The organism is Exiguobacterium sp. s78 (genome assembly GCF_018618985.1).
Taxonomy (GTDB): domain Bacteria; phylum Bacillota; class Bacilli; order Exiguobacteriales; family Exiguobacteriaceae; genus Exiguobacterium_A; species Exiguobacterium_A abrahamii.
This window is the reverse complement of record NZ_JACSNB010000001.1, coordinates 1884024-1898239: the sequence shown is the minus strand read 5'-3', so window position 1 is coordinate 1898239 and position 14216 is coordinate 1884024. Positions and strand designations below refer to the sequence as shown.

The 14216-nt window shown below is 48.6% G+C and carries 12 protein-coding genes; 5 read left to right on the top strand and 7 right to left on the bottom strand.

Features of this window, described 5'->3' with window-relative positions; genetic code table 11:
* Positions 1–218 precede the first annotated feature (218 nt).
* Positions 219–1115: a DMT family transporter gene (locus KNQ18_RS09865; RefSeq protein WP_023467639.1), complete on the bottom strand. Its 897-nt coding sequence runs from the start codon at positions 1113–1115 to the stop codon at positions 219–221.
* Positions 1116–1159: 44 nt separating this feature from the next.
* On the opposite strand from KNQ18_RS09865, the gene KNQ18_RS09860 reads away from it, so the two are divergent.
* From KNQ18_RS09860 to KNQ18_RS09840, 5 genes are all read left to right on the top strand, one after another.
* On the top strand, positions 1160–3277 hold the full coding sequence (locus tag KNQ18_RS09860) for a DNA topoisomerase III (protein WP_215084660.1): 2118 nt from the start codon (positions 1160–1162) through the stop codon (positions 3275–3277).
* Positions 3277–3696, top strand: coding sequence for a hypothetical protein (locus tag KNQ18_RS09855; protein WP_047390976.1), 420 nt, complete (start codon positions 3277–3279; stop codon positions 3694–3696). Before KNQ18_RS09860 ends, KNQ18_RS09855 begins: the two co-directional genes overlap by 1 nt.
* Before the next feature lie 71 nt (positions 3697–3767).
* Entirely contained in the window at positions 3768–4220 is a 453-nt protein-coding gene (locus KNQ18_RS09850; RefSeq protein ID WP_215084658.1) for a hypothetical protein, read from the top strand.
* Positions 4221–4428: 208 nt separating this feature from the next.
* Entirely contained in the window at positions 4429–6984 is a 2556-nt protein-coding gene (locus tag KNQ18_RS09845; RefSeq protein WP_149426995.1) for a sensor histidine kinase, read from the top strand.
* Positions 6985–7128: 144 nt separating this feature from the next.
* A complete protein-coding gene (locus tag KNQ18_RS09840) occupies positions 7129–8238 on the top strand; it encodes an MFS transporter (RefSeq protein ID WP_149426996.1) in 1110 nt (369 codons plus the stop codon).
* 50 nt (positions 8239–8288) lie between these two features.
* Here the strand turns inward: KNQ18_RS09840 and KNQ18_RS09835 are convergent, their stop codons facing one another.
* The 6 genes from KNQ18_RS09835 to KNQ18_RS09810 form a co-directional block, all read right to left on the bottom strand.
* On the bottom strand, positions 8289–9461 hold the full coding sequence (locus KNQ18_RS09835; protein ID WP_215084656.1) for an MFS transporter: 1173 nt from the start codon (positions 9459–9461) through the stop codon (positions 8289–8291).
* 114 nt (positions 9462–9575) lie between these two features.
* Positions 9576–10604 (bottom strand): ABC transporter permease, encoded by a 1029-nt coding sequence (locus KNQ18_RS09830; protein WP_215084654.1) that lies wholly within the window; start codon positions 10602–10604, stop codon positions 9576–9578.
* Positions 10604–11464 (bottom strand): ABC transporter permease subunit, encoded by an 861-nt coding sequence (locus tag KNQ18_RS09825; protein WP_023467647.1) that lies wholly within the window; start codon positions 11462–11464, stop codon positions 10604–10606. Before KNQ18_RS09825 ends, KNQ18_RS09830 begins: the two co-directional genes overlap by 1 nt.
* A gap of 28 nt (positions 11465–11492) precedes the next feature.
* Positions 11493–12560 (bottom strand): DUF58 domain-containing protein, encoded by a 1068-nt coding sequence (locus KNQ18_RS09820; protein WP_214769145.1) that lies wholly within the window; start codon positions 12558–12560, stop codon positions 11493–11495.
* Positions 12561–12566: 6 nt separating this feature from the next.
* Positions 12567–13490, bottom strand: a complete 924-nt coding sequence (locus tag KNQ18_RS09815) for an AAA family ATPase (protein ID WP_029341157.1) — start codon at positions 13488–13490, stop codon at positions 12567–12569.
* Between the two features lie 17 nt (positions 13491–13507).
* Positions 13508–14203, bottom strand: coding sequence for a hypothetical protein (locus tag KNQ18_RS09810; RefSeq protein ID WP_214769148.1), 696 nt, complete (start codon positions 14201–14203; stop codon positions 13508–13510).
* Positions 14204–14216: the final 13 nt, after the last annotated feature.

Genomic DNA, 14216 nt, shown 5'->3' with positions numbered 1-14216 from the left:
TTTCACGCCCTTTCCTCAGGCGAGACACAAGCCAGTTTTTCTGCTTCGTTGAAGCAGGAAAGCGGGTCTTGTTCGTCTCTGACAGCGCATAAATGCGCTTGTTCCTGTAGGAGTGGCGTGTGACGCGTCATTCTTTTTGTTACGAGATAAGGGTGGCAGATCATCATTCTGCCACCCTTATCTTTGTAGAGACTGACTTTTGAGTCAGCCTCTTGTCATTAGGAAGATTGACTAGTGGCACTCTCACGCTGGGCGAGTTGTTCGCGAATATCGCGTTCGTTGCGTCGGAGGAACAATCCGATTCCGATCAATAGTAAAGCGGCACCGGTGATTTGAATCCATGTCAGCTTCTCATCGAACAGATAGTATCCGAAGATCATCCCCCAAACCGCTTCACCAAGAATCGTGATGCTGACGATGCTGGCACTGACACGAGCGAGCGCCCAGTTGAATAAATTGTGACCGAGTAACGTCGGGAAGACGGCAAGAAGAATATACAGCCACCAATCTTGTTGGAACGCAGCGACGAGATTCGTCGATTGAATCAACGATAACAAAAGCAAGACGAGCGACGCGACAGCGTAGACACCGAACGAATAGAGGTTCGTCGAGACGCTCGTGCGAACATGTTGACCGAGCAACCAGTAACCAGCGACTAAAATCGTTGCGAGCAAGGCAAGACCGTCCCCGATCAAGGCACGCATGCCGACGGCGATATCTCCGTAAGCGACGAGACCGCCACCAAATAGGGCGACAGCAACGAACAGGAGTGCCTTGCGCGACGGGTGTTGTTTGAAGAATAACGCGTTACCGGCCAGGACAAAAATCGGACTCGCGGTCACGAAGAGCGTCGAGCTCGCAACTGTCGTATAATCAAGAGAGAGGAACCACAGCCAAAAATGCCCGGCGAGCAAAATGCCACTTAATAGCATATGCCGGATCGTCGACGAACTGAGTTGCAACAGTTCCTTCAATCGAATGAGTGGGAGCAACAACAAGGTCGAAAACAACATGCGGTAAAAGGCGACAGCCTCGATCGGTGTCTCCGCCCACTTGACGAAGATTGCCGATGTTGAAATAAAGAATAAAGCCATGAATAACGTAAAATAGGGCATGGGTACCTCCACATGTCTGAAGTAAGGAAATGAGGGTGAAGCGTGTGCAATTGATCATTGCTGAAAAACCAAAACAAGCGGAAAAACTGGCAGCTCCGTATCCGTCCGTGAAGCGGGACGGCTACATTGAAATCAAACCATGTGACCGGTTTCCGCAAGGAGCAAAACTCGCCTATGCGGTCGGACACTTATGTGAACTGCAGGAGCCGGCGCATTATGACGCCAAATGGAAACGATGGAACTACGATCATCTGCCGATCATCCCGGAACGATTTGATTACCGACTGGCAAAAGGCAAGAGTAAACCATACCAGGTCATCAAGAAATTATTGAATGAGCGGACGACGACTTCCATCATTATAGCATCGGATGCCGAGCGAGAGGGAGAGGCAATCGTCCGATTGATCTTACGTCTCGCGAACAACGCGAAACCACTGCAAAGACTCTGGATTTCGAGTCTGACGCCTCAAGCGGTCGATCATGGGTTTGCGAACCTGCTCGATGGTAAGGAAACGGAGAACATTTTTCATGAGGCGATGAGTCGCGCTTGCGCCGATTGGTTGATCGGGATGAATGCGTCCCGTGCGTATACGACGTTACTGAAGAAGAAGGGCATCGCCGACGTCTTTTCCCTCGGACGGGTCCAGACACCGACGCTTGCACTGATCGTCGAACGGGAAAAACAGATCGAGAACTTCCGACCGGAGACGTACTACGAAGTCGAGGCGGATTTTACGCGATACAAAGGAAAATACATCAATGCGAAGAAACAGACGAAGCTGAGTGACCGGGACCAGGCACAAGCGATCGTGGATCGGACAAAAGGAACCGGAGTCGTCGCATCAATCGAGAAAAAGCGGCAGACGGAACGACCACCGTTTTGGTTCAGTTTGTCACTCTTACAAACAGAAGCGAGCCGACGGTTTGGTCTCGGTGCAAAAGAGACGCTCGATATCGCGCAAAAACTCTATATCCGTGGTTGGATCAGTTATCCACGAACGGACTCTTCCTTCGTGACGAAAGAGGAGGCAGGACAGTTCCCGGTCATTCTTGATCGGTTACTGAAGCAAGCGGAATATAGTCCAATTAAGGATGTCCTGACGAACAATCCGGTTAACGATAAGCGCTACGTCAATCCGGCAAAGGTCAGCGATCACTATGCGATCATTCCAACAGAAGAAGCGGGTGCCGTCGCGAAGCTCTCCGGACGAGATGCGCAAGTCTATGACTTAATCGTTCGCCGTTTTCTTGCTGCCTTTGCACCGGACGCTGTCTCGGAGAAGACGGAAATCGTGACGACGCGTGAGATGGACCGTTTTTTGACGCGCGGCAGTCGGACGATTGATCCGGGCTTTAAACAGGTCTTACAAATCGAGTCAAAGGAAGTCGAATTACCAGCCGTCGAACAAGGACAAGAGATGCCGATCAAAGGCTGTCGTCTGCTTGAGAAACAAACGGAGCCGCCGAAACGCTATACGGAAGGGACGCTCATCCTCGGTATGAAAACAGCCGGTAAGTTACTCGAAGATGAGCTGCAAGCGATCATGAAGGAAGTCGAGGGACTTGGGACGGAAGCGACCCGTGCCGGGATCATCGACGGACTAAAACGGCGGGAATACATCAAACTCGTCAAAAAAGAGATTCATCCGACGCCAAAAGGTCGGATCTTGATCGATGCCGTGACGGGGAGTATTCTTGCTTCGCCAGAGATGACAGCGAAGTGGGAGAGCCGTCTCGAGCAAATCGGCAAAGGGGAGGCATCTGCTGCCCAGTTCATTGAACAGGCGAAAAAATTGTCGGAGCATCTCGTCGTCGATGCCAAACAACGAATTGAACAACTCGCCGTTGATCCGACACAAGTCAAAAGCAAGTCCCCGCGGGGTGCAACGAATCGTCCGGTCGGTCCGTGCCCACTGTGTCAATCAGCAGTGCTTGATCGTGGGAAGTTCTATGGCTGCAGTGGCTATCAAAAGAACAACTGTGGCTTTACGTTACCGAAAACGATCCTTGGTGCCCGACTGACGCAAACGGAAGTCAAAAAAGTACTAGCGGGTCAAAAAACAAAGCCACTCGAGATGAAAAAGAATGCGCGCCAGTTTAAGGCGATGCTCTATCTCGAACGCGATCAATTAAAATTCGAATTCACGAAAGGGGAAGACTGATGCAATACGAACTGATTCAAAATCAATCATTTCGTCCTGTCTTTGAACGACTGTTACAGGAAGGGCGCCGCTTGACGGTCTGGTTTCCGGACCATATTGAGGTACAGTCGGCAGAAGGACTGGTCGAAGAAGCAGAAGAACTGTTTGGTGTGACAGCGGAAGTGATCGATGATCCACAATCATTCGGCAAGCATATCCTGCTTCCGTACTTGACGGAAGTCGAGCACCGGGAAGATGGATTCATCCGCTACGAAGCTGAGCTGACGGAAGAGTTACGCCAACTCGTACGCGAATTGACGTTACCGATGCTGACGGAAGGCGACTTCGAAGTGTTGTATTCATATCAAATCGAGACGGAGACGGAACGCTTCTTCGTTGAAGACTGGTTCCAAGCTGACTTACAAAAACTACCTAACTAGGTGAAACTTTCTTGAAGAGGATGACGTAGGATAAGTGATCGTCATCATTTTATTCATTTGGAGGGTTCACTATGTTCACAGTAGCATTCATGGAAGGCGAACTGGGAGGCGACGGCTTCTTCTCGGGCATGCCGATTTTCATGGTCGGATTTTTTGTTCTCATCATCGGGTTCATTCTGTTTGGAGTCATCTCTGCAGCCTCAAAGGGAATTTCGACGAATTCATTGACGCAACAACTGCGCGAGCATGCGTCGCGTCTCGTCAGTCCAACGGAATCGGATGCACTGAATTACGTCGCTTACTTAGAAACGTTGACAAGTTTTCCAGTCGAAAAGACGAATCTCGAACCGTTTCGGATTGCGACTGGCATCTTAAGGCTCGTCCAAGGAACAGATCAGATTTCCGAAACGACGAAAAAACAAGTCGTCGCTCAGTACTTACGGCTCGGCATTTTGGATGCGGATCATTTAGCGGACGAACAGCCGGTCCGGAGTCATAGTCATAGCCATCACCATCATCATTGAAAAAGGGTCCTCAGGGGCTCTTTTTTTGTTGAAAACGGTTGAATCGTGACATCTAATTGTCATATACAACGATTTAGATTAAAGTTGTATGAAATTGAAATCTTTTTGAGCAGAATGCTGTGTATCGATTGAAAAAAGTTTACAATGAATGGACGGGAATACCTTTATTGCTGGAGAAAGATAAAGGGAAAGGAGTTGAATTCCTTTAATGAAAACATGGCTGAATCGAACGATTGGACGGCAAATCATGTCTGCGTTTTATGTGATTTTTCTGACACTGCTGCTAACGACAGGTGGTGTCTACCTATATACGAAACAACAGGTGGATGAATCACGCCAAGAGTTAAAGATGTTAAACGAACATCGGACACGGGCGACGGATTTGTACGAATCATGGCAAAGCATGCAGTACGAGATGCGTGGCTTCGTCTTGCTTGGTGACGAAGAGATGTTAAAAGAAATCGAAGCAAAGAAAAATGGCATCAATCAACAAACGACATGGTTCGAGCGCAATGCACGCTTCAAAGAAGAACGGCAGTATGCAACGGACGCACGGGAACTCTATACAGCGTATACCCAACGCGTCATGCCGAGCCTCGTCAATTATGTCGCGGCGAAAAAAGACGGCAAAGTGACGGAACCGTTCTTGAAGATGCCGACGCTTGGAAAGGTCACGAAATCAAAACCACTCGATCCACAGCGGAAGTTCAACATCAAGACGAAGAGTGCGGCTGATATGAGTTCAAGTATCGTTGATATGGAGACGGTCTTCACAAAATATCGTAATTCCTTAAACGATCAAGAGATGGCGGCGCAAGAGCAGCTTGGTAAACAAGTCAACTCGTCGCAAATTCTCGGAGCAGTCAATATTGCAATCCTCTTATTGATTACTCTCGTTTTCGTCCGACCATTCGTCCGCCGCTTGACGCGTCAGTTGCGTCAGTTGAACCGGGAAAGTGGACGACTCGCTAAAGGTGAGGATGCGACACCGATCGTCATCACGAATCGTCAAGATGAGATTGGTGAGTTGACGACGACGTTCAACCAGATGGCAGCCGCCATTTCCGGGCAAAAGCACCAGCTTGTCGCGAGTAACGACGAACTTCAAAGTCAACAAGAAGAATTAATTGCCCAGCAAGAAGAGCTTCAATCGCAACAGGAAGAACTCGAAGAAGCACTCGACATCACGTTGCGCAACGAGACCCATTTGCGTTATCGCAATGAGTTGACGGAAACGCTCGCTTCTCGTGAAACGTTGACGGCGTATCCAGCGATCATCGAAAAATTGATTACGATCACCGATGCGGAGCTCGGAGCAATCGTCTTCTTAGAGCAAGACCGCTATACGGATCTCGTCTCGTACGGGATGACGGCAGCTCAGGAGCACCAGTTATTACATGCTTCGACGTCATTACTCGAACGCACACGTCAAAACAAACGCGCTGTTCGCTCGACGAAACAAGTCGCGAGTCATCATCCGCTCCCGTATCCATACACGATGTACGAAATCGTCGTACCGGTGATGGATCCAGCGACGAACACGATGATTGCAAGCATTTATCTCGTCCGTTACCGGGATGCTTTCACGGAAGACCAGACAAATGAAATCTGGTCGTTCTCCCGTCAATTGGCACTCTCCTTGCTCCGGATGCGTGTCTTTGAAGAAGTCGAACGAGAACGGGAAAAGACCTCAAAACTTCTCCATTCGATTCGGGAAGCGGTCATCTATATCGAAGGAGAGACGATTTTTGCCAATAAACCATTGCTCGCTTTATTCCATCATCCGGCGCACGATCAAGTGGCGGAAGAAGGATTGATGACGCTCGACGTCAAAATCGAAGAGTTGGCAGTGCAGGTTGATCAACATGAGGCGTTCTTAACCTACATGGATCATGTCTGCAGTCAGGAAATTCCGACGGAGAGCTTGGCGTTGTCCTTGAACAAGGAAGAGCGATTCGTCACGCTGTATGCAGAGGAAATTCATTACGGTGGTTGTTTCCGCGGTACGATGCTCGTCTTACGTGACGTGACGGCAGAGACAGCGATCGACCGGATGAAATCGGAATTCGTCTCGACCGTCTCGCATGAGTTGCGGACACCGCTTGCCTCGATTTACGGCTACACGGAATTGATGCTCGCGCGCGACGTCCAGGAATCAAAACGTCAACGGTATCTCGAGACGATTCATGCAGAAACCGAACGGTTGACGAATCTCGTCAACGACTTCCTCGATGTCCAGCGCATGGAATCGAGTCAGCAGCAGTATGACTTCAAACCGCTTGATTTGACGAAAGTCATTCAGGAAACGGTCGAGTTCCATACGGCTTCGGCAAAAGATCACGAGCTAGTCCTTGATTTTGAAGAAACGACGACGGGTCGGATTCATGCTGACGAACAAAAAATGCGTCAGCTGTTCACGAACCTGATCAACAATGCGATCAAGTATTCACCGGATGGTGGTCAAATCACGATCACGATGCGTCAAGTCGAAGATCGTGTCCAGCTGAAGATCGAAGATGAGGGAATCGGCATTCCCCGTCACGCGTTACCACAACTGTTTAGTAAGTTTTATCGAGTCGATAATTCGGATAGTCGAAAAATCGGCGGTACCGGTCTTGGTCTTGCGATTTGTCAGGAAATCGTTCGTTCGCACGAAGGGATGATTCATGTCGAATCAACAGAAGGTGTCGGGTCCGCGTTCATCGTCGAACTACCGATCGTCCAGTCCGTCGTACCGGTCACGGAATCGGCAGATGAATGTTAATGTCAAAAGCGTTCTTTGATTTTTTAATCAAAGGGCGTTTTTTTGTTGGTTTCATCTGCAAAACGGGAATTAACTACTATCAAACAGAAAGGAAGTGAGGAGATGCGGCGAAGCAGATGGCCTTGTTAAGTCCGACGATCACTCATGCTTTGGATCCTGATCGAAGCTAGTAGTTCGTTCATTCCAGCTTATGTGATTGAGCGCTTTTACTGGGAAGACCGGGGAATGAGCATTGCCGAAGTCGTCATCGCAGAAATCGTCTTTGCTTGGGTCATGTTGATTGGTGAGGTCCCGTTCGGTTTGTTATCCGATCGATGGGGCAGAAAGCCGTTCATTCTGGCTGGTTTCGTATGTGAGTGGTTATCGTTTACGGTGTTGCTTGAAGCCTACTCATTACCTGCCTTCCTCTTGGCGATGGTCCTTGCCGGCATCGGTGGCGCAGCACTTAGTGGAGCGCTTGAAGCCCACGTCTATGAAACATTGCGAATGCATAGGATGGAAGAGCGATTCGAGACGGTCTGGCGAGTGATTTCAATCGGTGGTTTATTGACATCAGGACTCGCAGCACTTGTCGGGAGTTACGCCGTGCGATCGGTAGACTTGATTTGGCACTATCACGTGTCCTGGTGGGTATTGCTCGGAACAGTACTGCTGACGTTTTTCTTAAAGGAAGCATCGCGAGAACAAGACGGAGAGACGATTTCATTAAAGACATTGCTAAACGGTTTTTCGTTTCGACGCGTCTACGTCCGAATTCTTTGTATTGTCTTGTTATACGGGGCGACGATTGATTTCGTCGATGAGTTTTGGCAACTTTATCTACGGGATCAAACGATACCGATGGTCCATTTCGGATTCGTTTTCGTGTTATTTCAAATCATGCAGGCGACCGGCGCGTCATTATCTCGGTTCCGATCTCCGGTCGGATGGGCGATGATCTATATCGTGTGTCTTGCCGGATTGTCGGTTGCCTCTCCGCTCGTCAGTATCGGGTTACTCGGGACGCTGTACTTGTGCTATGGCTGGGCTGAGCCTTATGTGACCACTATCATCCAAGAAGTTGCGCCGCCAAATGGACGTGCAACGTTTACGTCGCTGATCTCAGTCATTGAACGTTTAGCTGTGCTTGGAACCGGTACGCTGTTCGTCTTCGTCGAACGTGTCTTTTCGCTTCAGATGACCTATGCCGCGCTCGGTCTCGTCTCACTTATGTTGCTTCTATTGTATAGTGTGACGCGAACGCGTCAGAACTGAATCAAAAAAAGGGGCTGACTCAAAAGTCAGCCTCTTTTGACTGTCATTTATTACGACACGTGTCGTTGCTCCTGAGAAGAACGTGCCAATACCTGGCGAGCTGGTTGCCACATCAACAAGGAGAGGAGTCCTGCGAGCGCATAGACAAGCTCGATCGCAAACACATCGGCAAGCCATCCGAACAGCAGACTACCGAGACAGAAGCAGAGTGCATACACGGTTTGTTGCACGCTATAGACATACGGTAAACGTTCGAGTGGTGTCGTCGTCTGCAACAACGTATTCAGCTCAATCGCCCGGACTTGACTTGCAAACCCTTGGATCAGACAAGCGATCACGGCAAGTGTGACGATTGGAGCGAAAGCAAACAAGAGGGTCGCAGTAATCGAAAAGCCGATACTACGATAAAGCAACGAACGCGTTCCACGACGACGTAACATCATGTAACTGCCGGCGATCATGCTCAGCAGATAGAAGGCATTTAGAATGCCCCACCAGCGTTCCGATAGCTGGAAATGTGTATCGATGTAGACGAGGAACAGAGCAGAAATCCACGCCGTACTGACGAACGCATCGATTCCGACGAGATACGTGTTGGCTTTCGCGAAAGAATGCGATCGCGTGTAGCGAATACTCGACCGGAAGGAGACGTCTTCTTCTTCCATCGAAGGATCGGGTAGAGAGCGGACGCTTCGATAGAACAGATAGCTGATGAGACTCGCACCTAAAAACAGACCGGCCGAGACGGACAAGACGGAAAGCGGCGATAACCAGCTGACCAGAATGGCGCCGAGCGGCCACATGATGAGCTGAATCACTTGATTCGAACCTTGTACGAGGCTGTTAGCCTTTTGGACATCCTGACACAGTCGAGGGATGAAGGCACTTTCGATCGGACGAGCAAATCCGTCGAAGAAAGCGATACATCCAACGAGTGCGAGGATAAGTGGCAGTGGTAAATCAAGTCCCCAGATGATGCCTAAGAGAATCGTCTTGAGGAGTTGACTGCCGAACAACAACGAGGCATGGGGAACACGTTGAGCGACTTGGGCGAATAAGAAGCCGCTTCCTGTCATGCCTGCTGTGACGAGAACAGGAAACAGGGCAGCGAGACTCGCTTGCCCTGTCGTTTGATAGATCATCGCGATCAGGGAGACGATATAGAGCGCATCTCCCGCATTCGCAATCCATTGACTGACCAATAAAAGCGTAAACCGGTTCATTCTGAATGACCTCCATATCGTACGTATTTAGTTAGGAGTGAGAATTCAGAATGACTTACATTGGACGCCCTCATTTCATGTTTTTTTCTAGTGTAAGAGGAAAAAAATGGATTGTCAATCAGAATCGTGACGGGAGTTCCGGGCAACGAGTGTAAAGGGATCGACCATCGACGTCGCAGCGGCTTCGTCTTGAGCACGAGATGCCGATAGCTTGATTGGTTTTAGTTGCTGGCGGAAGCGGAAAGCCCGTTCGAGTCGACTCATGAATAGATTGCTGAACAAGACGACTAATGCTAGCCCAATCAGTGGAACAAGGAACATATGATTGAGCCAAGACGTCGCTGAAAACTGGTTATAGTAATAACCGAACATCGAGGACCACTCAAAAATCGTTGGGGCAGTTCCTACATGTAAATTAACCGTTCCAGCGAAGAAAATTTTGAAAAGTGATAAGTGAACGAGTAACATCAACGTTTGGATGAACTGTTGCATAAAAACGATTGTCAACGTTGGAACAAGATGTGGCCAAATGTGGCGTCTGAACCGATGCCACGGACTGCCACCAAGCGTCTGGGCGACAATCATGAACTCTTGACTAAGTAACTGACGGGTCTCAGCAATCAGATAAAGCGATAAAGAGGGGAGACCAAGCAAAATCAAGACGATCAACTCGAACGATACACGGTCGAACAACGGTGGGATAGCAGTCGAATCAAAGAACGTAAGTGATGGAAGCAAAATGAGCAACGCGACAAGAGAGAGCGGTAAAACTAAAAATCCATCAAGAATAAGTTTTAAGTATCGATTGACGCGAGCACTTCTAAAAGCTAGCGGAATCGCAATCACTAGCGAAAGAAACATTCGACCGAGCGCAACAATCATACAAATACCGGCTGTCCATTTAAATCCTTCAATCATCAATTGAAAGAGGTCATAGCCAGAGCGGTCTGTACCGAGCCATTGATCACTTGACGGTTTTAGTGGTGACGTCGCAAGGAACGTACCGTCTTCAGCATACCGGTTCGAGATTTGATCGACTTGACCATCACGGAAGATCGTATTTCCAAAACTAAGGAGCAGTAAACCAGTGAGTAAAACTAAACATAGCCAGAAGACAGGATCTCGCATCAAAGTACGACGCATCAAATCCCCCCTTTCCAGGCGTTAGGAATAAGCCATTCTGCCAACAAATCAATGATGAAAATCGGCAGATAGATTAAGAACAAGATGACCATCAAAATCGGCATTTGTCCATTATAAAAGACGAACCGGAACATACCTTGCACTTCGAACGTGTATTCAATGATCACGAGACTCGATAAGACCGTAATGATGTTCGCTCGGAAAAACAGATAAAACCGATAGATCATTGTCGGAATCAAATGTTTCCAGAAAAGAGCGGCAGGACGAATGCCTTTAGCCCGTGCGAGTTCAAGGAAAGGAGCAGCTTCCTGTTCGAGTACTTGCGTCGTTAACCATTTGATGAAGAAGAATAGTGTTGTCAACGTTAGCGTAAGAATCGGTAAAAAACGAATGTACTCAGCATAGGATCCCGCAATTTCGATTTTGTCATACCCGGTCGTTTTAAACAGATAGAGGACAAGGAATTGCGAAAGAATGATCCAGAACAGATCCGGAACCATCTCAAGCGTCCGAGTCGTTTGTTTCAGCATCATGCGTGTTTTGCGACCACTCCGATAAAACAAATAAGCATAAAAAATCGCACACACAGCGGAGACCAGCATAGCTGTCGTAAAGATGATCAACGTCTCTTTAATGAATGGACTGATGGTAGGAAGCAACAAGAATTCCTTTTGAGCGGTTACGTTGAAATAGGTAATCTCATCAAGTTTCGTTAATTGAGCAAATTGTTGCTTCAGACCTTCCCAGTAGCTTGCTGGGTTGAATTTCATTTGCGCGACAAGCGCCGGAAGGGCGCTGATCGCAATCAAGACAAAAAATGCCACGATAAGCTGAATTGATTTTCGGGCGATAAACACCATGAGGCGAAAAACTCCTTTCTTTGGATCCTCAGCCGATGGCGAGGATCCGGTCATTGCCAATTTGGATCAACTGACTGTTCATATGTTTCCGGCGCAGTACATAGCGTTCGAACTGTTGTGTCGCGATGAACGAATCACGCGTCGAGACCGTCGAAAGGGTCATCAAGACATGTTTTAATTGCGGTTGTCCTTCTTGTAACGAGAGATGTGTCATCCGGTTTGCTACGTCGAGTCGATTCAAGAACAGTTCAATCTTACAGCCCTCCTTGATTAATTCACTGATCAGGAATGCCGCTTGTTCGATGAACGTCTCAAATTGTTGGTGGAGTCCGTAACCGCTCGGGGCAGATAAGTTCAAGGCAATCGTAAACGTATCCTGATTGCTCGTTTCGAATACTTTCGCCTGCAGGCGACCGGTCTTCGCCGTCGCATACCAATCGATTTCTTTTGACGGTTCCGCCGTATAAGGTTTTGCACCAAGCTGAACGAGTTTGTTCTTGAGCGGTGAGTAACGGTCCGGTCGGTCGCCAATCCGTAAACGTTGTAATAGCAACGGCGTCGCTTGCGCCGTCAAGGACGGCAAGACTGTAAACGACGGATACGTATCGAACGTGAAGAGATAAACGCCCATCTTCCACGGCAGACGAATCGTCAAGATGATCTCATCGAATTCGGCTGGTCCACGACGAACCGTCTGAATCGGGATCGTCACTGCGTCTTCAGAGTCAATCACTGCATGAAACGTCGCCGGGTGAAGTGGATCCATCTCCGGAAAGATGACTCCGCCATCCGTGTGCAAACGAAGGGTCGCTTCGAGCCCAAGCTGACTCAAGGATTCGACACCGAAGACTTGTAAATGGAGTGTCGTCTGTTCCTGGTTGAACATCAATGATTCATAGTGCTTCCATTCGATGGCGACGTCCCGTCGTAACTGCTTTTCTGTTCGCCCGACGACGAAATGAATCGTCGCCAAAGCTGCGAACAGAAATCCGAGGACGGAAAGACGCGGAATGAAGAGGAAGATGAACGTCATCGTGACGTACAGTGGAAAAAGTCGGCGTTCAAGCCAAAACGGGACGGAACGTTCAATCTGCATGATTCGTCACCCCATCTCGACCGGAACCGGCACGTCGTCCAGAATATGCGTCAAAACAGCCGCTTTCGTCGTCTTGATTCCACCTTCGAGTGTCAGTGTCAGGCGATGGGATAGGACGTGTTTTGCAAGATATTTGATATCTTCCGGGATGATGAAGTCGCGTTGATTCAAGAAAGCGTAGCTTTGCGAGGCGCGAAGTAATGCAATCGCTCCACGCGGACTGACACCGACTTCAATGAGTTCATGGTTTCGTGTCGCTTGAACGATGTGTAATAGATAATCAAGCACGTCTTGCGATGCATGGACGCGGCGTGCCTCTTCCTGCCAAGAAATCAAGTCGCCACCTGACGCGATGCCGACAGCTGACCGGCGGACATTCGTCAGAATCTCAGACAATAAGCGGCGTTCGTTCTCGAAATCCGGATAACCGACTTCGATCGCGACCATGAACCGGTCGAGTTGTGCGTCTGGTAGCGGGAACGTTCCTGCTGATTCGATCGGATTTTGTGTCGCGATGACGAAGAACGGGGCTGGCATCTGATAGGTCGTTCCACCAATCGAGACTTGACGTTCCTCCATCGCTTCGAGCAAGGCCGATTGTGTCCGCGGAACGGCACGGTTGATCTCATCGATCAAGACGACGTTCGCAAACAATGGACCGCGTTTATTCTCGAACTCCTGCGTCTTTAAGTTGAAGAAGTCCGAACCGATGACGTCTGACGGGAGAAGGTCCGCCGTAAACTGAATCCGCGAGAAGGCACTTTCAAAGCTTTGAGCGAGCGCCTTGGCGAGCATCGTTTTCCCTGTTCCCGGTACGTCTTCTAGTAGAATATGTCCTTCTGCGATGAGTGCTGTCAGACAAAGGTCGATGACGTCCGGTTTACCGAGATAGATGGAATTGAGTTGGTCTTTTAATTGTTGTAGTTTCATAGGAAATCCCTCCAAGGTCAAATGGTTGAGTAGCGTGCTAATTGTTGTTCGAAACGTAGAATCTCATCGTTCGTGACGATTGTTTCCGACATATCACCGTAGCGAATATTCCGATACAACTGAAAATCGACAGAGACCTCAATCCGACGTAACCAGTCTTCAAGCGTTTCGTTCGGACGACGTTGCTGACTGCGTGGTAAATGTTGCTCAAAACGAATGACAAGATCACGGACACGTGAAGACGAATACGATGCATACAGGTAAGGCGATTTTCTTAAAGAAGTAGGATGAAAGATCGATTGAGCGAATGGAACGTCATCCGTTACGTCTCCTGTAGGAATGCGCCGTTTTTTCACGCGGCGCGACTGAACGAGTTTCCAGACCATGAAACTAAACAAGCTGATTAAAATGATGTATTGCAGATAAGAAAGGGGGGAGTCAGAGTTAGATACATCCGCTTTAAAAGATTTCCAGAGCTCTTTTGGACCAGGTCGTGGATCGATCGGTTCAAAAGGCATTTTGCCTTTTTTGTTAGAATGTAAATGACCTTCTTTAAAAGTAATTTCACCGTTTGCTTCACTTTGTGAGATCGAAGGCTTCTTAAAAGGATCCGGCATGATGTAATGTGTATAAACGTACGTCGTGACGGTTTGAAACAAGAACAGACCAATCAGAATGACACCAAGCGACATGATAAAGCGTTGCCGTAACACAAGCGATCCTCCT

Bases quoted from the DNA above. Each gene is read 5' to 3' on its own strand.
- KNQ18_RS09865 (WP_023467639.1), bottom strand. From the start codon at position 1,115: ATGCCCTATTTTACGTTATTCATGGCTTTATTCTTTATTTCAACATCG.
- KNQ18_RS09855 (WP_047390976.1), top strand. From the start codon at position 3,277: ATGCAATACGAACTGATTCAAAATCAATCATTTCGTCCTGTCTTTGAA.
- KNQ18_RS09850 (WP_215084658.1), top strand. From the start codon at position 3,768: ATGTTCACAGTAGCATTCATGGAAGGCGAACTGGGAGGCGACGGCTTC.
- KNQ18_RS09845 (WP_149426995.1), top strand. From the start codon at position 4,429: ATGAAAACATGGCTGAATCGAACGATTGGACGGCAAATCATGTCTGCG.
- KNQ18_RS09840 (WP_149426996.1), top strand. From the start codon at position 7,129: ATGCTTTGGATCCTGATCGAAGCTAGTAGTTCGTTCATTCCAGCTTAT.
- KNQ18_RS09835 (WP_215084656.1), bottom strand. From the start codon at position 9,461: ATGAACCGGTTTACGCTTTTATTGGTCAGTCAATGGATTGCGAATGCG.
- KNQ18_RS09830 (WP_215084654.1), bottom strand. From the start codon at position 10,604: ATGCGTCGTACTTTGATGCGAGATCCTGTCTTCTGGCTATGTTTAGTT.
- KNQ18_RS09825 (WP_023467647.1), bottom strand. From the start codon at position 11,464: ATGGTGTTTATCGCCCGAAAATCAATTCAGCTTATCGTGGCATTTTTT.
- KNQ18_RS09820 (WP_214769145.1), bottom strand. From the start codon at position 12,560: ATGCAGATTGAACGTTCCGTCCCGTTTTGGCTTGAACGCCGACTTTTT.
- KNQ18_RS09815 (WP_029341157.1), bottom strand. From the start codon at position 13,490: ATGAAACTACAACAATTAAAAGACCAACTCAATTCCATCTATCTCGGT.